Below are 20,679 nucleotides of genomic sequence, written 5' to 3'. Positions count from 1 at the left end.
AAGAGTTGCCGAGTTGAAGCCTCCTCAACAAAGCGCAAGACCTATCAGACGCCTACGCACCGTGCCCAGCGTTGCGTAGCTGAGCCCAGTCATTTGAACGCCACTGCAGTTAAACCAATAAGCTGGTTTTCAATGCGGTAGAGCAACAGGTCTATTCCCTCTTGCTGGCAGACAACTTTTTGCTCGCGTCGATCACGACAATTTCAGAAGCTGGCTCTCCGCGTGCCAAGCGCTCATTGCGGATATTTTGAATGGTTTCGAGCTTCTTGCCGAGACCTCCATAGTCAAGCACTACGAAAAAGCCTTGATTGGTGCGGGAGGCATCCTTGTAAATTTCCAACTGCTTTTCATAGCCATGAACGACTGTCCCCGACGAACGCTTCATCTCGACAAGGACGCGTGCGTGGTATCCCTTGGAGTATTTGAAGTCGATAGGTCCGCCGCCCATGTTCGCTTCCGGCGATATGTCGATGTCGTTTGCCTCGCAAAAGCAGTCCGACATCGCAAAATAGATCAGCTGCGCGGCTCTTTCCTTCTTAGGCTTGTCACCAATCCAAAGCGCTTCCCATAGATTACCCTTCTCAACGTGATGAGCGAAGCGTTCGATGGTATCGCGGACAACCTTCTTGATTTCATCGATCCCCTTGGCGACATCGTATTTCTGATTACTTTTAAAGGTGTCTTTATTACTTTGAAGTATCTCTTTTAGCCTGTAGTAGCCCAGGGCATCTATATTCGGATCGTAGTAGGTCGCGTTCTCTTTTACAGCTGCGATGAAAGCCTCAAAGACATCCTTCGACTGCATCGCTGCGCTGCGTAGAGCGTCCTTGCGATCAGTCACTGTTGGCTGTGCGATGCTCGCAAGCAGGGCATTTACACGCTGCCGGATCAATGCGTTCGCATTGATCGCAGCTTCGATGTCATCCCAGCTTCTTGCAATAGGTAGCTCCCGAACAATGTCGGAAGGCACAAGTACAATCGCTCGCTCATTTCCGCTCGCATTGGTGTAGTGTGGCAACGCGATTTCCGGGGTTGCCTCCGAAGTCTTCATGGGGATGCCGAGGGGACCGCAGAACTCGTTTGTGAGTTTGGCGAGCTGCGGCTGGACTACGCGGGACGTCAGGTCGCTTATCGTGTCAGGTCCAACGTCTTCCTCGAAAAACCCCATAAGCGAAATCATTTCGGGGTCTTCAGCTCCGAGTTCCACAATCTCCTTTGCGGTGCGGAGCATCGCGTCGCGCAGTTCTTCGGGGCGCGAATTTCCCGGACGGTCACTCGTCCCGTAGCCGAGGCCGTTTGCGGGCGCTTCGCGTAAGCTCATCTGCCACTGAGCCGCCTTCCAAGCAGGATCGCCTTCCCGTTTGCATATCGCCAGCAAACGGACGACCCTCTGAAAATGAGTACGAAAGGTTTGGTATGCATCTTCTCGGATCAGCTTATTGCCGGATTTGTCCAAAAGGATCGGATCAATGAACAGCTGCGTATCAACTGTCAGGAATGGATCGATTAGGCCAGCCGCTACCAAAACCGCAGGATCGATGTTGAAGTGCTGTGAGAACAGCAAAGGATTTGAGAACGTGGTCATTTACAGGCCCCTCATGACCTTTTGATCACTCTGCGAGATATTGGGTGCTAGGGCAACAGGCCATAGAGGACAACCGCTGTTAGTCCACGAACTATCTGCCTATCCGTTCCGACGTGACGCGTGCTGCAGCTGGGAACGCCGCCGACGGGGACTTATGGAGGCTAGAAGCCGCTGTTTTCTCGCATGTCGGTCGCCGCCACAGGGATGGCTTTACTCACAGGATAGTGCGAAATTTGTATTACAGACCGTTTGACCCTTTGCTGCTATAGTAGAACTCGGGTGCCAATGAATGACCTGCATCGCGGAGGTAGCTTTCTTGCATGCCACCCGAGTTTAGTGAGCAAGCGCAGTAAATCTTTCCGCTATTTGGCATTCTGCTGGCTGGCGTCCTCGCTGGTATGGCCTTGGAGCGTTTCCTATCGAGGAAGCGGAGGCAGGCATGGAGGGCAAGAAACCGTCGGCGCTGGGCGAGCGAGCGCCGTGGGGGCGACGATATCCTTAGCGGCCTGTGGCCCGCTCCGAAGCCTGTTTCCGCGCCACCGAAACCAACTGGTCCTGCTGACCAGTTGCGGATTGTCATGGGTGCGAACTTCACTGTTCAACCGCTGCTCAACAAGAGCGAGGCGCGTGTCTTCAAGGAGCTTGATCGCATGGTGATCGGCTGCAATCCCGGATGGCAGGTGATGGCCCAAGTGTCATTGGGCGAAATTCTGCGTAGTACCGACGCCGATGCCTACAGTTGTATCAACTCGAAGCGGGTGGACCTCCTTCTCGTCGATGAGAACTATCGGCCTCGGCATGTGCTCGAATACCAAGGCCATGCACATCACCAAGGCACAGCAGCAGCACGTGATGCTGTCAAAAAGGAAGCCCTTCGACGCGCAGGCATCAGCTATCATGAGATCGTCGGCGGTCACACAACACCTTCCGAACTCAGACCGCTAGTCGAGAAACTGGTTCACAGGCCGATGCCGTCCGGTAATGAGCCGACCGCCAAAGGCGATTTGTGAAATCAATTTCACAGGTCCGGGTGCAAGGGCAGACCCATCATATGAGGAAGTCGGGGGCTGTAGCTGTCGGTGTCAGGGACAGATTTGACCGCTTCCTGTGGCTACTGACCACACAATTAATAACGACTGCGCAAAAGGCTTTCAAAATCCGCCTCGCACGGTAGAGTTCGCCACTCGGCCATCTGAGAACCAACGATGTTCATCACGAAGTATGACCCACCGAAGGCGAGGGCCAAATATGTCGAAGACGGGATCGAGCTGAAGTTCACCGAGGCGGCAGTGATGCTTGCCTTTGCTTTCTCCCTTCTTAAACAGGCGACCGGAGAGGCAGAGGTCTTCGTTCACCCGGATGGCGAACATGCAAAGGTGTTTGACATCTCTGCCTTGCTTACGAGCGCAGGGTTCGACAAGGTAAGCTCTATGGGCTCGACTGCGTACGCTGGGCGTTATATTCGCGGTCTGCATGCCGTCACTATCAATCCTAGGTCCGGTCTTGGTGACGTGGTCGCCAACATCAATGGTGTGCGCTTTCTTGCCGAGTGCAAAGGGGGAACGGTCAACACTACTCATCCGGGCCAAAAGAGCCGTCTCAGAAAGGGCTTATCTGAGTTAATTGGACAATTGATGATCCTTCGGAAGGGAGAGGAGCGGCAGGTAGCGGTCCTGCCTCACACCGCCGAGGTCGAACGCCTTGGCTTAAAGTTAAGAGACCGATGCGCGAGGGCGGGCATCGAAATTGCGCTCGTCCACCACAACGGCGAGGTAGCTTTCCTTTGACCTTCCAGAGAAGACAGAATACATGCAGCGTATTTTGCCAATCGCATCACAGCCGAGGATTTTTTATGTTGACACCTTCAATCGTGCAATTGCTATGAGGCGTCTATGCGCGTGATCTTAGGGGGAAAGTTTGAGAGCGCTCTCATTCGAGCACTTGATGAGGTAAACTTGCCGCATCAAAACCGAAATCCGCATACTTACTACCTCGGCCTAAACCGGAAGTCAGACCCGATTTATTTTGAGCGTTCGGCTACATTTCTTGCTATCGCTGACCAAACCCTCATGCCAGCGGCAGATTGGTCGGGAGCCGCCGATCACGAACGCTTAAGCGCACGAGCCCTCGGGCTTAAAACTCAGGTTAGCGTTTACAAAGAGTGGGACAAAGAAGCGAAAGAAGCGAGTGACTACGCATCTCTTTTACTCGACAAGCGCATACTTACCAACAATACAATTCGGTATATATCTTATCTCGACCTCTCCGACCTTGCCGATGAAGATCGAGCGCAAATCGAGATAGATATCAAGAATATTGAAAGGTTGGTATCTGAGTTCTATCTCTCGCGACTGTTCATGCAACTAAGATTGGCCGGCGATCAGAAAGTATATCTGGTGCTGGATGAGAATGATATCAAATTACTTTCTGAGATAAGTGCGTTCATACGAGGTGGTGGTACTCCACCAGCGTTTGCATTCCCCGACCTTGATGCGCAAGTCATTCTAGGTAGCAAATTTGCGGGAGGTCTATTCAATTTCGCTCCACCGGACGCTGAGAGCGTTGCAGCAGTGCGTGCCGACCCAGTGATACAGAAATATGCGAGAAAGGTTCGCTTGCATTTGGGAGAGCAGGCATCGCTTGAGAGCGAAAAAGCACTTGTCGAGGCTATGCGGCAATCGAACGACGTTGTCCAAAAAGAGAGAAAAGCTGCAAAGGTGTTTGAGGTAGTTAGCTGGGTGGCCAAACCACTGCACTACATTCCAATGGTTGATGCGTTCATGTCGGTAGCAGAGGATATCAAAGACGTTGCTGATAAGCTTCTCGAAAGGGATACTGAAAACCGTGAATGGCATTTATTGGCCTCTCGCGCGACCCAAGTGAGTATCGAGGAATATCTGCAAAGAAGGCAAAATCTGTAGGGATCGCTAGCGGTAACACAGCTCAGCCTTGCGGTCGTGGCTCTCGATAATTGAAGTTATCGTAGTTGACGACGCCTCAGTAACTTGCAAGTTATTGCTTCAGGTTCGCTTCTTCCGAGTGGCTTCCCTCGCGGCATCTCTCTCGACCTTGGCGAAGTAGGTTTCCTTCCACGCCTCGTGTCTTATACCTTCGACAAATTTGACATCCGTGGCGATGCTATCGAGACCCGGGTATATAAAGCTTTTGGTCACACCTACTTTGTGGAGGCCACTCAGAACATTCTTCGTTGATGCGTACGGGATGAACACCTTGGTTATACCTGGGCGAATGACATCGTACCAATCGAGCGGATGGATATTGCTCCCATGGAGCGTGAAGACACCGGACTGAGATCGTATTCTCGAAGAAATATGAGGTGAAACCACACAGATGGGGAAGTAGGCGCCTGGATTATCTGTTGGCTGGAGATAATGCGCCCAGCGTTCAGGTTCGGAGGCGATGTCAATTGGATCAGATATCTGGCAGACAAGTGCATTGATTTCGCCGGGGTCAATCACGTACACCGCAAAACCATCGTCACGATATTCGTTGCCGCTTGGATCAAGGAATTCTTGGCAGGCATCGTCACCGTCTCCACTTTCCGCACTCGCTGGCACGCTTGCTACAGCGAAGTAGAGAGCGACTAACGCATTGGTCGACCAGTCCAATAAGCGCGTAGGAAGGCCGTGGTGTTGGGCTAAGAACATCCATTCAAACTCATTTGTTAACGGACGTTCTAAGAAGGGTCGAGCTTGCCTCCTAAACTCCGCGAGCATCCGCTCCGGGTTTAACCCCGTAACTTCGCTGCCGCTCGCGGTTATAATTTGCCCTTTCCGAATGGGCAGGCCTCTGCCGTCCGTGATTAGCGTCGTATCGCGGAGCACGCCGGGCGTGAGTTGGTGCGAAGCATCGGATTGCCCCCGGAACCAAAGCCCACTGTGCGTTGATGAAGCAATTCCTTCGACGACACCCATATACTCCGATACAGATGTCGCTACTCGCCGCTGAACTCCAGCCATTGATACTAGCTCACCCTAAACCTGAGTTTGAAACGAACAACAATCCTACAATCGGATCAAGTGACACGTCATTACCCCATTTACCATTCCTATGCGTTCGTTGCTGCTCAGAGGGTGCGACGGTAGCGGTTGATACGAAATCCTGACAACCCAAGTTAAAGAACCCGCGCCGCCGCGCTGTCATCGAAAAGATCAACGGTGCGGAGGTAGGGCGCAAGCCCAGCTTCCGAGCGGTGACCCGTCACCTGCCTTATCTTGTAGCTAGTCGCGCCCGCCATCGCGGCGGAGGTCGCGAAACCGCTGCGTAAGGAATGAGCGGAGAATACTGCGGGATCGTAGCCCGCTGAACTGACACGGAGCTTGACGACATCGCTGACTGCCTCGCCGGATATGCGCTCGGGAAGGATGTGGCCGTGCTTGTCCATGCCGAGGAAGATCGCGCCAGTCTCGATGCCCGCGACCTCCAGCCAGCGTTTCAGGGCAGCAATTGGGCAATGCCGGGTGCGTCCGAACGGCATAGCGATTTCGCGCCCGGCGCCTTCTTGGTCAGTCTTACTCTTGCGGATTGTCACCAGCGCCCCTTGGTTTGTGAACGCGATATCCGCCACGTCCAGCGCCACAAGTTCCGATCTGCGCAGGGCACAGGCCCAACCTAACAACAGCATGGCGCGGTCCCTGACATCCTTCGTGCGATCGCCGATGCGGTCGAGGATGGCGAACAGGTCATCGCGGAGAAGGGCCTGCGCCTGCCGTTGCTTGACCCCGAGGGTCCGTCGCACGCCGCGCAATGTCGAGCGCACCAGTTCGCTCTTGGTCGGGTCGTCTGCACTGATCGCACGATGGGCTTTGCTGATCGAGGCCAGCCGCCGTTGGAGGGTCGCCACAGCATAGGTCTCAGCGCCTTCAGCCAGATAAGCCGCGACCGTTTCCGGGGTCGCTGGGAGTTGCCTGCCAGCTGCCTCGAAATGCGCAATGTCGAGCCTGTAAGCCCGCTTCGTAGCATCGGCCAGCGAGGCGGCGACGAGGCGCTCGACATCGGCAGGCAAAACGTCCGGCAACGCGTTTTGGCTCGTCGGGACGCGCGCGAGGTTTCCGGCGTCAGTAAGGCGCTCAGCGGACATCATGACGGACCTCGTCAAGAGCGGGGAGGTCGGCTCGAACCATGTCGAGAAAGGCAGCGGGGTCGAGTAGCGTCATTCCGTGGTAGCCATGGTCAGCCAGCCGCCTTAGCGTGGCAGCGCATGCCCATCGGACACGCTGCCTGACCAGTCCGCCTTCAACGCGGAAGACCGCGCCATGCAAAGCCGCCACACGGCGCTCAGCGGGGACGTGTTTGCGAAGCCATTGCGTGCTCGGCGTATCACGGCGGAGGAACCGGGTGAGCGCCCTCTTACCCTCGTAGCTGAACCCGTCGAGGCAATAAGTCGGTATCCCCGTGTGCCCGATCACAACTGGAGGAAGGTCGTCATCTGCGGCAGGAAGATCGCCAGATGGAAGGGCACGGGTCAGGAGCGGCAGGAGCACCGGCAGCGCTTCCCGAGTTCTGCGAAAACCCTGTTCGGCCAGTGCCATGATCTCATGCCCGATCCCGGCAAATCTCATCGCGTCGAACGTAGCCGTGGCGTCGGCAGGTTTGCGTGGGACCTGTCCATGCCATCTCACGCCGGTGCCATGTAGGGCTGCGAGGGAAGCTCCTAGAAGCGCTCGCCGCTCTCGGATGCGGGAAAGGTGCTCTGGGAGGTTTTCGCGCGCCAGATCGCCCCGCAGAGCTTCAAGCTTGAGGTGATGCGAAAGGGCAATGAACATATCGTCGGCGGCTCTGCATTTGGGGGCAGCGCACATCTTTTGTACCAACAGCGAGGCAACTGCCCATTCCCCGAACTGCCGACGAGCGTCCTTGCCCGTCGTTGCTGACATGACGAGGCGGATCGTCTCGACAGATGCCAGCCCTACATCTTCAAAGACTATCCCGGCGAGCCTACGCCATAGCTTCGCTGGATCGGCCTTGAGCAAGGTCGCAGCGGCGCGGGTGGCGAGATCGACATCACCGCGCCGGATGGCTTTTTGCAAAGCTGACATCGCCACCCATGGTGACACGCGCAGCGGCTCGACAGATGGAACCTTGTTATCGGATGCCAGCACCCGGAAGGATGCATCTGAGGCGTCAAACAGCGGTAAAGGTTGCAACATGTTGGGTGTCTCCCTGTTCGAGGGAGGCCAAACCAATGCCCCGCTATCAAGGCATGGCGGACAGGTGCCAAACTTGCCAGCTAATTCTACCAAGAACGAGAGCTTTCGCGTCAGGGACATCGGCGGCTCGTGCCGGAGACACGCTTGCTGCTGAGTGGTGTCGTTTTCCGGCATTGCCACTTGCGTTGCCGACCTGAGGACATGTCGTAGTCCTCGGACGTTCAAATAGCCAACCGGCTGACATGCATAGGCTATCTGTCGACGCGGGCACATCGGGCGAAGATTTGCGAAGGTTGTCTCTGCTCCGGGATGATCATGTCTCGCTACATCCCCGCTTCGTTCACGACCTCAACGTCACCGATATCTCGGAGTTCAGCGCGACAAAGGCCACCCACAAAGAGCCAGCTCCGCACGACGTCGGTCAAAGTGAAATTGATTTCACAGAGATGCTGCGATGCTCTCAAAATCCTGCTTGGTCAGCAACACATCAGTCCCGGACGAAACCTAGGGGTAGGGGTGAGGAAGACCCGACCGACGGGAGGGATGGGAGCGAAGCGACCGGGGAGCGAAGCGACCTTCTCTTTCCGATCTACGTTTCTATCGGAACATGCGTTCCCGTGAGCCCGGGCGAATGGGAACCGGACTATCACTATGACCGAATATATTATGTCCCCTGAATAGATAGTGATTGTCTGGATTTTTATGTGCTGACTTAGGGGACATAATGCATTCGGTATTTTTTATGTGCTGACCTAGGGGACATAATGCATTCGGTCACGAAGCGAACCAGAGGCCACCGATGTCGGCGTTCAGGCCATGCTTCTCTTGCTGATGCATTATGTACATCTCCACCGCGACCGTGTTGAACCGCAAAATTACAGAGGTGGATGGGTATTCATAGAAGCGCTTATATCCGTCATCGCCGAGCTTTGCGATTGCGACATCCACGCCAGCCATGAAATAGGACCAGTCCTTCAACACCAATCTCAGGATGTCGGGAGCCTTATCTAGCCCCCAAGCGTCCACCATCCCGCCGAGGTGGCCGAATTGCCTGCCGACGATGGTTTTGCCGGTGATGCTTCGCCAGATGTTGGCGAGGTGTTTTTGCACCTGCTTCTTGGTTTTCGGTCCGCGCTCCCCGATGCGAAGGAGGACAATGGGCTTCCCATCCTTGTGGGTGTGATCACGGACAATCGGCGGTTTGCCAATCAGGCGTCGAATATTTTCAACTGAGATTGCGAGGGCACTTGCCACGTCCTGTTGCGGCAGTGCGCACCACGAATGCCCATCATACACGAATGGGTCCTTGGCGATGTGAGCCGCGATGAGCTTCGTGAGCGCGACCATATTCGGATTGATTTTATGGCCAGTCATTGCGCTCCCCAGTCGCAGGTAACGCAAGTGGCAGCGGAACACCGAGGAGGGAGCAGACCTAGTCCGGGAATATTCCGGGAGTTTCGGTCACCATTCCGGGATTTCTTGTCCCTTTTGTTTCCTTGTGCAGCTAGGACCCCAGCCAAAACCGGGGATGAGACGCACAGGAAATCAGAGGGTTGGCTGGTGCCGCTTAGGTGACTCGAACACCTGACCCCATCATTACGAATGATGTGCTCTACCAACTGAGCTAAAGCGGCCCGGGAGGCCAAGACCTCCAAGATGGGCTGGGTGATAGACTCAACCGGCCGCGAATTCAAGATGCGACTTGGCAAATCATGCATGAGCGCCCTGCACGATCGAAACCAGGATTCGCGCCGCCCTGCGCGCCAAAATCGCGGACGCAGTCCGATTTTGTTTGCCGGAATATCGCCAAGATGGACTTTGGACTGCCCGTCGAGGCAGAATGCGACCGCCCGCCCGTTGATTGATTGGTCGCCTACGGCTAACCATCAGTCAAGATTGGGGCAGTTTGTAGAGGGATCTCGTTGGACGCGATCGAAAAAGCGATCCGGAACGCCTTGGAAAAGGGCAATGCCGAGGACCGCGCGTTCCGCGAGAGGGTCTATCGGTCGGCCTTTGCCGCGCTCGACCGTGCGCTCCAGGCCAATCCCGGCGTGACCGTGGAAGTCGCCATCAAGCGCCGCAAGGCGATCCAGGAGAAGATCACCGAAATCGAATCCGAGTTCCTGCCGGCGGTGCCGGACGGTGGCCCACAGGTCGACGCCCCGGCGCCCGCGCCCGCGGCCGGCGCGGCGCCCGCGATCGAGATCGGCGACAAGACGCCATCGCCCGCTGTCGTCGTCGCCGTCGACGGCCCCGCATCCGACGCACCGCGCTCGCGCGTGCTGCCGGTCGTTCCCGACATCATGCCGGACGCGACTCTTCCTGATGCCCCGGCCATCGACATGTCCGGTCCGGCCGTGTCTGGTGCCGCGGCGGAAGTGGCGCCCGATCGCGATGAGCGGCGCACTCGCGGACGCCGCTTGCCGCTGACCGCCATTTTCTTCACGGTGACCCTGCTTGCGGCGATCGGCATCGGCGCGTTCTTCGCTGTCCAGACCGGCGTGTTCAAGACGGCGGCGCAGCTCGATACGGCGCCGCCGGAGGCGCCGCCAACCGTCGAGGACGACGATTTCACCCCGGCCGATGGCGCCAACGCGCCGGCAAAGCCCGGTAGCGCGGACCAGTCGCGCAACTGGATCAATGTGTTCTCGCCGACCGACCCGACGCATGTCGCCGCCCCGTCGGATGCCAAGGCCGAGGCGATGAAGGACGACAGCGGACCGTTCCTGCGCATCCAGTCCGGCCCCTCAGGTTCGGCGGTCGCCTTCGATGTCGGGCAGGGCGTGCTGGAGAAGCTCGCCGGCAAGCACGCCGTCTTCGACATCATCGCCCGCGCCGAGGACGGCAAGGACACCCAGATCTCTGTCGACTGCAATTTCGGCGAACTCGGCGACTGCGGCCGCAAGCGCTACGCGGTCGGCCAGCAGCGCAACGAATATCTGTTCGACGTGCAGTTCCCCGACAAGCGTCCGGGCTCGGCCGGAACCATCGCCATCAATTCCGATTTCGACAAGCAGGGCAAGGCGGTCAACATCTACGAGATACGCGTCTCGATCGAGCCTTGAGCATCCGGTTCGCGAACTAACTCTTCGTTTTACGCAATTCCCAAGGCGAAGGCCTATGCGCTTCTCCCGGGAAAACCGCTTCACATTTCTCCTGGAATTGCTCTAGAGCGGTTCAGCGTTTGATGGAATCGCCGAACCGCTCTAACTGTTTGTTTTTACGCAATTCCGGACGGAAAACCGTTACACACTTTTCCTGGAATTGCTCTAGCCATCGAGCAGCGCCTGCAGCGTCTCAATGCGGTCGGCCTCGTTGGCCGGCTTGTCCCAGCGCAGCCGTGAAATACGGGGAAAGCGCATGGCCACACCCGATTTGTGCCGCGTCGAACGATTGAGCCCCTCGAAGGCGACTTCCAGCACCAGGCCATGGTCACGGTCCGCCCGCACCGAACGCACCGGCCCGAAGCGTTCGACGGTGTTATCCCGCACATATTTGTCGATCTGCTTCAGCTCCTCGTCGGTGAAGCCGAAATAGGCCTTGCCGACCGGCACCAGTTCCTCCTCGCCCTCGGCTCCGGACCAGACGCCGAACGTATAGTCGGAGTAGAAACTCGAGCGCTTGCCATGGCCGCGCTGGGCATACATCAGCACCGCATCCACCGTGTGCGGATCGCGCTTCCATTTGAACCACGGACCTTTCGGCCGGCCGGCGACATAGGGCGAATCCCAGCGCTTCAGCATCACGCCTTCGATGATCGGGTGCGGCGGCGCGCGGCGCAGTTCCTCAAGCGCCTGCCAGTCCGTGAAGGCGACGAAGGGCGACAGGTCGAAACGGCCGGGGTCGAGCGTCTTCACGAAGGCTTCGAGGCGGCCACGCCGTTCCCGGAATGGCAATGCGCGAAGGTCTTCCTCGCCGACCTGAAGCAGGTCGTAGCAGCGCATGAAGGCCGGATATTGCTGCTGCATCTTCGGCGTCACCGTCTTGCGGTTCAGCCGCTGCTGCAGGTCCGAGAAGGTCCCCGTTGCCTGTCGCGGGTCACCGACCAACAGTTCGCCATCGAGGGCGGCGGAAAAGTGCATGGCATCCGCGAGATCGGGAAAGGCGCCGGACACATCGTCGCCTGTGCGCGAATAGAGCCGGCGGACACCGCCTTCCGCCACCGCCTGGACGCGGATGCCATCCCATTTCCATTCGGCCGCGTAATCCGCCGGATCGAGTTTTTCGAGGTCGCCATCGCCGACCGGGTTCGACAGCATCACCGGGCGGAACAAGGCCATCGCCGTGTTGCGGGGTTTGTCGGCCTTGCCCTCGAGCCAGGCGAACAGGCCCGTGTAGGGTGGCGACAGGCCGTGCCAAAGCTCCTCGATCTCGGCGACGTCGACCTTGCCGAAATCCGCCAGCGCCTGTTTGGCGAGCCGCGCCGAGACGCCGATGCGCAGGCCGCCGGTGACCAGCTTGATGATGGCGAAGCGCGCCGAGATGCCTGCGCTGTCGAGCAAGCCAGCCAGCACCTTGGGTCCGTCGGAGCGGCTTGCCGCCTGCAGTTTTGCCACGACCTCACCAAGCGTCGGCTCGCGGTTGGGGATGTTTCCCGGCGTTTGCGGCCAGACCAGCGACACCGTCTCGGCGAGGTCGCCGACATAGTCGTAGGAATAGCCGAACAGCACGGGATCCATGCGTTCGGTGACCAGCATGCGCAGCATCGCCGGCTTCACCGCCGCGATATTCAGATCGCCGGTGATGGCGGCCAGCGCCAGACCGCGATCCGGGTCCTCGACGCCGCGGAAATAGTCGACCAGCAGCGTCAGCTTGCCATTGCGTGACGGCGTCAGCACCAGGCGGTCAAGAAGTTCGGCGAAGCGGTTCATTCCCTCAATCGCCCTCGTCCTCATAGCCCACCAGATGCAGCGGCCGAGCGGCAATGCCTTCCAGCTCGCACCACCGCACCAGCGCTTCCTCGCGGCCATGCGTCACCCAGATCTCCTCGGCGCCGGTCTCCTTGATGGTGGCGGTCAGTTCGTCCCAGTCGGCATGGTCCGAGATGATCAATGGCAGTTCGACGCCGCCTTGTTTGGCGCGCTGGCGGATGCGCATCCAGCCCGACGCAAAGCACGAGATCGGGTCTGGAAACCGCCGCGCCCAGCGGTCGGCGAAGGCCGATGGCGGGCCGACGACGATGGCGCCGGCGAAATCCTGCTTGCCGCCCTCGACCGTCGCCGGCTCAAGCATCCCCAGATCGACGCCCTGGCTCTGATAGTACTCGCTGAGCCTGGCCAGTGCGCCATGGATATAGAGCGGCCTGTCATAGCCGGCGTCGCGCAACAGCCGCATCACCCGCTGTGCTTTTCCCAGCGCGTAGGCGCCGACCAAATGCGAGCGCTCGGGAAACTGTGCTGCCGACTTCAAGAGGCGGGCGATCTCGTCCGTGTCGGGTGGATGGCGAAACACCGGCAGGCCGAAGGTCGCCTCGGTGATGAACACGTCACACTGTATCGGCTCGAATGGCGCGCAGGTCGCATCCTTTCGCCTTTTGTAGTCGCCGGAGGCGACGATGCGCATGCCCTGATGTTCGACGGATATCTGGGCCGAGCCCAGCACATGGCCGGCCGGATGGAAGCTGACGCTGACACCATTGATGACGATCGTCTCGCCGAGCCGTGCCGGCTGCGTGGCGCCAGCAAAGTCCTCGCCATAGCGCAGACCCATAATGTCGAGCGTCTGCCGCGTCGCCAGCACCGAGCGGTGGCCGGAACGCGCATGGTCGGAATGGCCGTGGGTGATCAGCGCCCGGTTCACCGGCCGCACCGGGTCGATGAAGAAATCGCCCGGCGGGCAATAGAGGCCTTCGGGCCGGGGATGAAGCAGGTCGCTGGCGCGCATGGTCCCCAAGATAGGATATAATTCCGCCGCGGGAAGCCTGTCGTCTCAGACTGCTGACTCCCCGCAAAGGCACTCAATTCGGTTCAGCTTCCGCATCCTTTGCTTTACAGAGATGGCGGCCCGGCTGCCTTCGCCGGCGGAACCATCATCATGAAGCGCCTCCAGACCTCATCGGGCGATCTGAACGCCGATCGCCGTGCCGACTATGCCGAGATGCTGTTTGCCCACGGCGACCATGCTGCCGCGGCCGAGTTGCTGCTTGGCGCGCTGGAATTGGCGCCGCAATGGGCGATGGGCTGGTTTCGCCTTGGCGAGATGCAGGAGGCATCAGCCAGGCTCGACCTGGCAGCGCGGGCCTGGGCAATGTCGCTGAAACTCGATCCGGCCGATCGCCAGGGCGCGGCCCTGAAATTACAGCTGATCGGCAAGGGGCCGGCTGCCGCGGCGCCACCCAGCGCCTTTGTCGAAACGTTGTTCGACCACTATGCCGAGACGTTCGAGGAGATGCTCGTCGGCAAGCTCGACTACCGGTTGCCGCAATTCCTCGACCAGATGATTCGCAAGGCAAAGCCGGGTCGCTTCCGCCTGGCGCTCGACCTGGGTTGCGGCACAGGCCTGATGGGCGAGAGGCTGAGGCCGATCGTCGATCGGCTGGAAGGCGTCGATATCTCGGCCAGGATGCTGAAGAAGGCGCGGGCGAAAGGCATCTATAACGCGCTGACAAAAGCCGATCTGCAGGGCTTTTGCCATCCAGGCGAAAAGCCCGATCTGGTGACGTCGGCCGATGTGCTGATCTATGTCGGCGCGCTGGAAGGCCTGTTCGGGACGGTGGCCGGCCTGCTCGTCGATGGCGGCCTGTTTGCCTTCTCCGTCGAGAGCCTGGCAAGCGGCGACTTCGCGCTGCAGCCTTCCCGACGCTACGCCCATTCGGAGCCCTATGTCAGGCGGATACTCGAGGCCAACGGGCTTTCGATTCGGGCGCTGGAGCCGACGACCATCCGGCAGGATCGCGGCGAGCCTGTCAAAGGGCTGGCCATTGTGGCACGCAAGGCTCACGCCGCTTGAAGTGGCCGGATCATCGTGCGGTGGTACTTCCACGGCTCAGCGCTGCTGCGAAAAAGTCCGATTTGCGTGCGCGACTGATATTTGCGATCTGGTCGCATCAGGGCGGGATATTAGGAGGAGCATATCGGATGCGCTGGAACATGGTGATCTTGGCCTCTTGCCTGGCGACGGCCGGCTGCGTCGGCAATTCGATGTCCGAGCGGCAGGACGCCAACATCGAGTCGTCCCTGCAATACGACACCGTGCCATGCGATCAACTGTTGGCGCAGCGCAATGGCCTGGCGCAGCAGAACAACCTTCCGGTGACAGCAAAGCCGACCTTCTCCAATCCCGCTATGGGGTTCGGCCCGTTCACGCCCGACATCCGCTCCAAGGCGCAGCGCGACAGCGACAAGGCGTCAGGCGAGATCGATGCCATGAACCGCTCCATCGAACGCCGCGACTGCGGCAAGCCGGACAATCAGAAGAAGAAGTTCGCTCTGCCGAGCTAATGGTACGGCACGGCTACCGGTCGAGAAATCGCAGGTGGCAGGCTATGTCCTAGCGAGGGCACTATCGGATGGAACTCTCGGACCTTGGCGACCGCATCTGCATCCTGGGACCCTCCAACAGCGGCAAGTCGACCCTGGCCGACGCGATTGCCCGCAAGCGTGGCCTGGAGCCCGTTCACCTCGATCTGCTTCATCATCTGCCCAACACCGACTGGGAACCGCGTCCAAAGGACGAATTCATTGCCTTGCATGACGCCGCAATCGCCGGCGAGCGCTGGGTGATGGATGGAAATTACTCGATCGGCATGCCGCAACGCTTTCGGCGGGCGACGGGATTGATCCTGCTGGATATCTCCACGCCGGCAAGTCTGCTGCGCTATTTCAGGCGAACCCTGTTCGAGACGGAGAGGCGCGGTGCCTTGGAAGGCGGGCGCGACAGCGTCAAATGGGACATGATCCACCACATTGCCGTGACCACGCCGAAGAACCGCAAACGCTACCAGGCGATGTTCGAGCAGATTGATCTGCCAAAGCTGCAGCTGTCGTCGCTGCGGGCGATCAAGACGTGCTTTCGGGACTGGGACCTGGCCAGGTAGTTCCACGCTGGCCAGGGTGCTCTAATATCCCGCCTTGCGATCCACCAGATTGTCGAGCTTTTCGCCGCGCTCGAACGCATCCATCTGGCGCAGCATGCCCGGCACCAGATGGATCGGGTCGGAGGTCGCCGCCGCGTGCGGCGTCACGAACACCTTTGGATGGTTCCACAACGGGCTGGTCTTCGGCAGCGGCTCGACCTCGAAAACGTCGAGGCTCGCCTCTTTCAGCGTGCCGTCATCCAGCGCCCGTATGATATCGGCGTCCTTCTGCAGGCGGCCGCGTCCGGCGTTGATCAGCACCGAGCCGCCCAGGCCATTTCGCTTGCGCAGCTCCTTCAGCACGCCATAGTTGATGATGCCTTTCGTGTCCGGCGTCAGCGGCAACAGCACGACCAGTATATCGGTGGCCTTGAGGAAGGGGATCAACCCGGCTTCGCCGGCATAGGTCGCGACGCCTTCCATCGGTCGTTCGCTGCGTGACCAGCCGTTGACCGCAAAGCCGAGTGACAGCAGCACCGAGGCCGCGGCGCGGCCGAGAGTGCCGAGCCCCATGATGCCGACGGAAATGTCGCCGGCCGGTCTCTGCTGCGGCTCGTGCCAGATCTTCTTCGGCTGTTGCTGTCGATAGAGCAGGCCCTGGCGATGATGGTCGAGCACCCGCCAGACGACATATTCGGTCATGTACTGGGTGAGGTTGTCAGCAACCACCTTGACGATCGGCACATCGGGCAAGCCGGGGTCGGCGAAGATGTGGTCGACGCCGGCGCCGATCGAAAAGATGGCGCGCAGATTGGGCAGCGACGACAACAAGTTAGGCTTCTGCTTCCACACCACCGCATAGGTGATCGACGGATCCTTGGCGCCGTCCGGCTCAAGCACCACCTCGCGCTCGGCCGACAGCAGCTCGCGCCAGCGCTGCGGATGAAAGCCGGTGACGGCAAGCAGGATGCGGCCTTTTTCCATCGCGGTTCGTCTAGTCCCTGTTTAAAAAATCACTGGCTGACAATGCCGACCGGCGCCGTCTCTATCTTGAAGGCGGCCGAGATCAGTGCCCGAGTATAGTCCGTTTGCGGGTTTTCAAAAATCTGCTGGGACGGACCGGCTTCGACAATCTGGCCATTGCGCATGACGATGACGTCATTGGCCAGCGCACGGATGACCCTGAGGTCATGGCTGATGAAGAGATAGGCGAGGTCGTGCTTGGCCTGCAGATTGCGCAGGAGGTCGACGACCTGCGCCTGCACGCTCATGTCGAGCGCCGATGTCGGCTCGTCCAGCATGACGAAGTGCGGGTTGAGCACCATGGCGCGCGCGATGGCGACGCGCTGGCGCTGGCCGCCGGAAAACTCGTGCGGATAACGGTTGCGTGTCGCCGGATCGAGGCCAACCTCGTTCAGCACGGCGACTACCTTGTCGTCGCGCTCGTCGGGAGATAGCTGCGGCTCGTGAATCCTTAGCCCTTCCTCGATGATCTCGGCGATCGACATGCGCGGGCTGAGCGAACCGAACGGATCCTGGAAGACGATCTGCAATTCGCGCCTGAGCGGCCGCATGGCGTTGAAGGTGAGTTGGTTGATGTCGCGGCCGTTGAACTGGATGGTTCCGGTCGACGAGATCATGCGCGCCAGCGCCAGGCCGAGCGTCGTCTTGCCGGAGCCCGATTCGCCGACCACGCCAAGCGTCTGGCCGGCGCGCACGGTGACATCGATGCCGTCGACCGCCTTCACATAATCGACCGTGCGCCGGAAGAAGCCCTGCTTGATCGGAAACCAGACCTTGATGTCCTTGCCGGTCATCACCGGCTTGGCATCGGCATTGGCGGCCGGCGGCTTGCCTTTCGGCTCGGCCGCCAGGAGGTGCCGCGTATAGGGATGCTGCGGGTTGGCGAAGATGTCCTTGGTTGGCCCGGTCTCGACGATTTTGCCCTTGGTCATCACGCAGACCCGGTCGGCGATCTTGCGCACGATGCCGAGATCGTGGGTGATGAACAGCATCGACATGCCCTTGCGGCTCTTCAGCCCGGCGAGCAGTTCGAGGATTTGCGCCTGCACGGTGACGTCGAGCGCCGTCGTCGGTTCGTCGGCGATCAGCAGTTCCGGTTCATTGGCCAGCGCCATGGCGATCATGACGCGCTGGCGCTGGCCGCCGGACAGCTGGTGCGGATAGGCATCGAGGCGCTTCTGCGGGTCGCGGATGCCGACCTCGTTGAGCATGGCCAGGGTACGGGCCTTGGCCGCGCGGTCGGTCATGCCCTGGTGCAGTTTCAGGATCTCGACGATCTGATGCTCGATCGTGTGCAGCGGATTGAGCGATGTCATCGGCTCCTGGAAGATCATGGTGATCTTGTTGCCGCGCACCTGTCGCAGTTGCTTCTCGCTCATGGACAGCAGGTCGGCGCCTTGGAACAGGACTTTCCCTGACGGGTGGCTGGCGCTGGGGTAGGGCAGCAGCTTCAGCACCGACAGCGCCGAGACCGATTTGCCGGAGCCGGATTCGCCGACCAGCGCCACGGTCTCGCCCTTGGCGATGTCGAAGGAGATGTGGTCGACGGCTGTCGACTGGCCGCCGCCCTGGCTGAAGGCGACGCTGAGGTCCTGTATGCTGAGCAAAGGCGCTTCGCTCATTTGAACGTCTTGCGCGGATCGAAGGCGTCGCGCGTTGCCTCGCCGACAAAGACGAGCAGCGACAGCATCAGCGAGATGACGACGAAGCCGGAAATGCCCAGCCACGGCGCATTGAGGTTGCGCTGGGCCTGCTTGAGCAACTCGCCCAGCGAGGCGGACCCCGGCGGCAGGCCGAAGCCGAGATAGTCGAGTGAAGTCAGCGTCGAGATCGAGCCCGAGAGCAGGAAGGGCAGGAAGGTCAGCGTCGCCACCATGGCGTTGGGCAGCAGATGCCGGAACATGATGGTACGGTTGGGCACGCCGAGCGCACGCGCGGCGTTGACATATTCGAAGTTGCGGGCGCGCAGGAACTCCGCTCGCACCACGCCGACCAGAGCCACCCAGGAGAACAGCAGCATCAAGCCGAGCAGGATGAAGAAGCCGGGCGGCAGAATGGCGGCGACGATAAGCAGCAGATAGAGCACCGGGATTGCCGACCAGATTTCGATGAAGCGCTGGAACAGAAGATCCGTCCAGCCACCGAAATAGCCCTGCAAGGCGCCAGCACCGACGCCGATAAGAGCGGAGCCGAAGGTCAGGATCAGACCGAACAGCACCGAAATGCGGAAGCCGTAGATGACGCGGGCCAGCACATCGCGCGCCTGGTCGTCCGTGCCCAGCCAGTTCCAGTTGCCGACGATGCAGGCCGGGTCGGCGGCCCCTTGCGGATACTGGTTGCAGCGCATCTTGGCGTCATATTCCCACGACGGCTTGGCGGGTGCCGCTTCCGGGATGGCGTTGTTGACGGTCTGGTAGGAGTAGCGGATCGGCGGCCAGATCATCCAGCCATTGGCGTTGATCTCGTCCTGGATCACCGGGTCGCGGTAGTCGGTGACGGCGTAGAAACCACCGAACTTTTCCTCGGGGTAGGCAACCAGCACCGGAAACAGAATCTCGCCCTTGTAGGAAGCGATGATCGGCTTGTCGTTGGCGATGAATTCGGCAAACAGCGACAGCACGAACAGGACCAGGAAAATCCACAGCGACCAGTAGCCGCGCCGGTTGGCCTTGAAATTCTGCAGGCGGCGCGTGTTGAGCGGCGACAGGAATGGCCGTGGCATCCGCTCCGGCACCACGCCGGCTGTAACGCTTGCCTCCGACATCAGATGTCTCTCCGCTCGAAATCGATGCGCGGATCGACCCAGGTGTACATCAGGTCCGACAGCAACCCGACGAACAGCCCAAGCAACGAGAAGATGTAGAGATTGGCGAACACCACGGGATAGTCGCGCTCGACCACCGACCGGAAGCCGAGCAGGCCGAGCCCATCGAGCGAGAAGATGTTCTCGATCAGCAGGGAACCGGTGAAGAAGGCCGAGATGAAGGCACCGGGGAAGCCGGCGATGACGATCAGCATGGCGTTGCGGAAGACATGGCCGTAGAGCACCTGTCGTTCGGACAGGCCCTTGGCGCGCGCCGTCACCACATATTGCTTGCGAATCTCCTCCAGGAACGAGTTCTTGGTCAGCAACGTGGTGGTGGCGAAGGCCGACAGCACAAGCGCCGTCAGCGGCAGGGTCATGTGCCAGATATAGTCGCCGATCTTGGCCGGCCAGGACAACTGGTCCCAATTGTCCGAGACGATGCCGCGCAACGGGAACCAGTCCCAGAACGAGCCGCCGGCGAACAGCACCATCAGCATGATGCCGAACAGGAAGCCGGGAATGGCATAGCCGACGATGACGACGCCGCTGGTCCAGACGTCGAAAGGCGAGCCATCCTTCACCGCCTTGCGGATGCCGAGCGGGATGGAAATCAGATAGGAGAGCAGCGTGATCCACAGCCCGATCGAGATCGACACCGGCATCTTTTCCAGGATCAGGTCGAGCACCGAGATGTCGCGGAAGTAGCTGTTGCCGAAATCGAACCTGGCATAGTTCCACAGCATCATGCCGAAGCGTTCGAGTGGCGGCTTGTCGAAGCCGAACTGCTTCTCCAGCTTTTTGATGAATTCCGGATCGAGCCCCTGCGCGCCGCGATATTTCGAGCTGACGTCGCCGGCTGCGTCGAAATTGGAGCCGCCCGCATCGCCGCCGCCACCGCCAAGGCGGTCGCTGCCGCCCTGATTGGTCAGCTTGGCGATAACCTGCTCCACCGGTCCGCCCGGCGCGAACTGGATGACGGCGAAGGAGATCGCCATGATGCCGAACAAAGTCGGGATCATCAAAAGGATACGGCGCAGTATATAGGCGCCCATCAGGCCTTCCGCCATGCTTGGACCGGTAT

General features: G+C 59.6%; 17 protein-coding genes, 1 tRNA gene and 1 pseudogene. 7 read left to right on the top strand and 12 right to left on the bottom strand.

The genetic code is table 11. From position 1 onward, the window contains the following. Positions 1-151: 151 nt before the first annotated feature. The gene (locus EB233_RS00435; RefSeq protein ID WP_064990513.1) at positions 152-1,585 is read right to left on the bottom strand and encodes a hypothetical protein; all 1,434 of its coding nucleotides are present in this window, start codon (positions 1,583-1,585) and stop codon (positions 152-154) included. A 554-nt stretch (positions 1,586-2,139) separates the two neighbouring features. On the opposite strand from EB233_RS00435, the pseudogene EB233_RS00430 reads away from it, so the two are divergent. The 3 genes and pseudogenes from EB233_RS00430 to EB233_RS00420 form a co-directional block, all read left to right on the top strand. Then, a pseudogene (locus EB233_RS00430) lies at positions 2,140-2,595 on the top strand (DUF2726 domain-containing protein); the annotation flags it as partial. Between the two features lie 195 nt (positions 2,596-2,790). Further along, the gene (locus tag EB233_RS00425) at positions 2,791-3,372 is read left to right on the top strand and encodes a hypothetical protein (protein WP_064990514.1); all 582 of its coding nucleotides are present in this window, start codon (positions 2,791-2,793) and stop codon (positions 3,370-3,372) included. 105 nt (positions 3,373-3,477) lie between these two features. Beyond that, the gene (locus tag EB233_RS00420; protein WP_064990515.1) at positions 3,478-4,506 is read left to right on the top strand and encodes a hypothetical protein; all 1,029 of its coding nucleotides are present in this window, start codon (positions 3,478-3,480) and stop codon (positions 4,504-4,506) included. Positions 4,507-4,605: 99 nt separating this feature from the next. Here EB233_RS00420 and EB233_RS00415 read toward each other — a convergent pair whose 3' ends face one another. The 5 genes from EB233_RS00415 to EB233_RS00395 form a co-directional block, all read right to left on the bottom strand. After that, a complete protein-coding gene (locus EB233_RS00415) occupies positions 4,606-5,520 on the bottom strand; it encodes an FRG domain-containing protein (protein WP_064990516.1) in 915 nt (304 codons plus the stop codon). 200 nt (positions 5,521-5,720) lie between these two features. Then, a complete protein-coding gene (locus EB233_RS00410) occupies positions 5,721-6,689 on the bottom strand; it encodes a site-specific integrase (protein WP_064990517.1) in 969 nt (322 codons plus the stop codon). Continuing rightward, complete coding sequence (locus EB233_RS00405) at positions 6,676-7,755, bottom strand: hypothetical protein (RefSeq protein WP_064990518.1); 1,080 nt, start codon at positions 7,753-7,755, stop codon at positions 6,676-6,678. The genes EB233_RS00410 and EB233_RS00405 overlap by 14 nt, the downstream gene beginning before the upstream one ends. A gap of 774 nt (positions 7,756-8,529) precedes the next feature. Further along, a complete protein-coding gene (locus EB233_RS00400; RefSeq protein WP_155765378.1) occupies positions 8,530-9,129 on the bottom strand; it encodes a hypothetical protein in 600 nt (199 codons plus the stop codon). A 184-nt stretch (positions 9,130-9,313) separates the two neighbouring features. Continuing rightward, positions 9,314-9,389, bottom strand: a tRNA-Thr gene (locus tag EB233_RS00395). A 288-nt stretch (positions 9,390-9,677) separates the two neighbouring features. Here EB233_RS00395 and EB233_RS00390 point away from each other — a divergent pair. Continuing rightward, positions 9,678-10,820 (top strand): hypothetical protein, encoded by a 1,143-nt coding sequence (locus EB233_RS00390; RefSeq protein ID WP_064990520.1) that lies wholly within the window; start codon positions 9,678-9,680, stop codon positions 10,818-10,820. 204 nt (positions 10,821-11,024) lie between these two features. Here the strand turns inward: EB233_RS00390 and EB233_RS00385 are convergent, their stop codons facing one another. Both EB233_RS00385 and EB233_RS00380 read right to left on the bottom strand, forming a co-directional pair. Continuing rightward, complete coding sequence (locus EB233_RS00385) at positions 11,025-12,626, bottom strand: cisplatin damage response ATP-dependent DNA ligase (protein WP_064990521.1); 1,602 nt, start codon at positions 12,624-12,626, stop codon at positions 11,025-11,027. 4 nt (positions 12,627-12,630) lie between these two features. Continuing rightward, positions 12,631-13,638, bottom strand: a complete 1,008-nt coding sequence (locus EB233_RS00380; RefSeq protein WP_064990522.1) for a ligase-associated DNA damage response exonuclease — start codon at positions 13,636-13,638, stop codon at positions 12,631-12,633. 150 nt (positions 13,639-13,788) lie between these two features. Here EB233_RS00380 and EB233_RS00375 point away from each other — a divergent pair, with 150 nt between their 5' ends. The 3 genes from EB233_RS00375 to EB233_RS00365 all read left to right on the top strand — a co-directional run bounded on the left by EB233_RS00375 (position 13,789) and on the right by EB233_RS00365 (position 15,790). Further along, positions 13,789-14,703: a methyltransferase domain-containing protein gene (locus EB233_RS00375; RefSeq protein ID WP_064990732.1), complete on the top strand. Its 915-nt coding sequence runs from the start codon at positions 13,789-13,791 to the stop codon at positions 14,701-14,703. A 128-nt stretch (positions 14,704-14,831) separates the two neighbouring features. Continuing rightward, positions 14,832-15,194 carry a hypothetical protein gene (locus EB233_RS00370; protein ID WP_027052544.1) on the top strand — a complete coding sequence of 121 codons (363 nt, stop codon included), beginning with the start codon at positions 14,832-14,834 and terminating at the stop codon, positions 15,192-15,194. Positions 15,195-15,262: 68 nt separating this feature from the next. Further along, positions 15,263-15,790 (top strand): P-loop NTPase family protein, encoded by a 528-nt coding sequence (locus EB233_RS00365; RefSeq protein WP_064990523.1) that lies wholly within the window; start codon positions 15,263-15,265, stop codon positions 15,788-15,790. Between the two features lie 21 nt (positions 15,791-15,811). On the opposite strand, the gene EB233_RS00360 is transcribed toward EB233_RS00365, so the two are convergent. From EB233_RS00360 to EB233_RS00345, 4 genes are read right to left on the bottom strand one after another with little or no spacing between them, the layout of a single operon-like run. Then, positions 15,812-16,753, bottom strand: coding sequence for a 2-hydroxyacid dehydrogenase (locus EB233_RS00360; protein WP_064990524.1), 942 nt, complete (start codon positions 16,751-16,753; stop codon positions 15,812-15,814). A 29-nt stretch (positions 16,754-16,782) separates the two neighbouring features. Then, positions 16,783-18,414 (bottom strand): ABC transporter ATP-binding protein, encoded by a 1,632-nt coding sequence (locus EB233_RS00355; protein WP_064990525.1) that lies wholly within the window; start codon positions 18,412-18,414, stop codon positions 16,783-16,785. Continuing rightward, on the bottom strand, positions 18,411-19,556 hold the full coding sequence (locus tag EB233_RS00350) for an ABC transporter permease (RefSeq protein WP_064990526.1): 1,146 nt from the start codon (positions 19,554-19,556) through the stop codon (positions 18,411-18,413). Before EB233_RS00350 ends, EB233_RS00355 begins: the two co-directional genes overlap by 4 nt. Beyond that, positions 19,556-20,650: a microcin C ABC transporter permease YejB gene (locus tag EB233_RS00345; RefSeq protein ID WP_064990733.1), complete on the bottom strand. Its 1,095-nt coding sequence runs from the start codon at positions 20,648-20,650 to the stop codon at positions 19,556-19,558. Before EB233_RS00345 ends, EB233_RS00350 begins: the two co-directional genes overlap by 1 nt. Positions 20,651-20,679 lie beyond the last annotated feature (29 nt).

This window comes from Mesorhizobium erdmanii (assembly GCF_013170725.1).
GTDB classification, from domain to species: Bacteria; Pseudomonadota; Alphaproteobacteria; order Rhizobiales; family Rhizobiaceae; genus Mesorhizobium; species Mesorhizobium erdmanii.
This window is presented reverse-complemented; position numbering and strand designations above follow the sequence as displayed.

What these genes read in the sequence shown, in the direction of transcription:
- EB233_RS00350 (WP_064990526.1), bottom strand. Translation starts at nt 19,556, where the DNA reads ATGTCGGAGGCAAGCGTTACAGCCGGCGTGGTGCCGGAGCGGATGCCA.
- EB233_RS00365 (WP_064990523.1), top strand. Translation starts at nt 15,263, where the DNA reads ATGGAACTCTCGGACCTTGGCGACCGCATCTGCATCCTGGGACCCTCC.
- EB233_RS00435 (WP_064990513.1), bottom strand. Translation starts at nt 1,585, where the DNA reads ATGACCACGTTCTCAAATCCTTTGCTGTTCTCACAGCACTTCAACATC.
- EB233_RS00425 (WP_064990514.1), top strand. Translation starts at nt 2,791, where the DNA reads ATGTTCATCACGAAGTATGACCCACCGAAGGCGAGGGCCAAATATGTC.
- EB233_RS00385 (WP_064990521.1), bottom strand. Translation starts at nt 12,626, where the DNA reads ATGAACCGCTTCGCCGAACTTCTTGACCGCCTGGTGCTGACGCCGTCA.
- EB233_RS00360 (WP_064990524.1), bottom strand. Translation starts at nt 16,753, where the DNA reads ATGGAAAAAGGCCGCATCCTGCTTGCCGTCACCGGCTTTCATCCGCAG.
- EB233_RS00370 (WP_027052544.1), top strand. Translation starts at nt 14,832, where the DNA reads ATGCGCTGGAACATGGTGATCTTGGCCTCTTGCCTGGCGACGGCCGGC.
- EB233_RS00355 (WP_064990525.1), bottom strand. Translation starts at nt 18,414, where the DNA reads ATGAGCGAAGCGCCTTTGCTCAGCATACAGGACCTCAGCGTCGCCTTC.
- EB233_RS00415 (WP_064990516.1), bottom strand. Translation starts at nt 5,520, where the DNA reads ATGGGTGTCGTCGAAGGAATTGCTTCATCAACGCACAGTGGGCTTTGG.
- EB233_RS00420 (WP_064990515.1), top strand. Translation starts at nt 3,478, where the DNA reads ATGCGCGTGATCTTAGGGGGAAAGTTTGAGAGCGCTCTCATTCGAGCA.
- EB233_RS00410 (WP_064990517.1), bottom strand. Translation starts at nt 6,689, where the DNA reads ATGATGTCCGCTGAGCGCCTTACTGACGCCGGAAACCTCGCGCGCGTC.
- EB233_RS00405 (WP_064990518.1), bottom strand. Translation starts at nt 7,755, where the DNA reads ATGTTGCAACCTTTACCGCTGTTTGACGCCTCAGATGCATCCTTCCGG.
- EB233_RS00400 (WP_155765378.1), bottom strand. Translation starts at nt 9,129, where the DNA reads ATGACTGGCCATAAAATCAATCCGAATATGGTCGCGCTCACGAAGCTC.
- EB233_RS00380 (WP_064990522.1), bottom strand. Translation starts at nt 13,638, where the DNA reads ATGCGCGCCAGCGACCTGCTTCATCCCCGGCCCGAAGGCCTCTATTGC.
- EB233_RS00345 (WP_064990733.1), bottom strand. Translation starts at nt 20,650, where the DNA reads ATGGGCGCCTATATACTGCGCCGTATCCTTTTGATGATCCCGACTTTG.
- EB233_RS00375 (WP_064990732.1), top strand. Translation starts at nt 13,789, where the DNA reads ATGAAGCGCCTCCAGACCTCATCGGGCGATCTGAACGCCGATCGCCGT.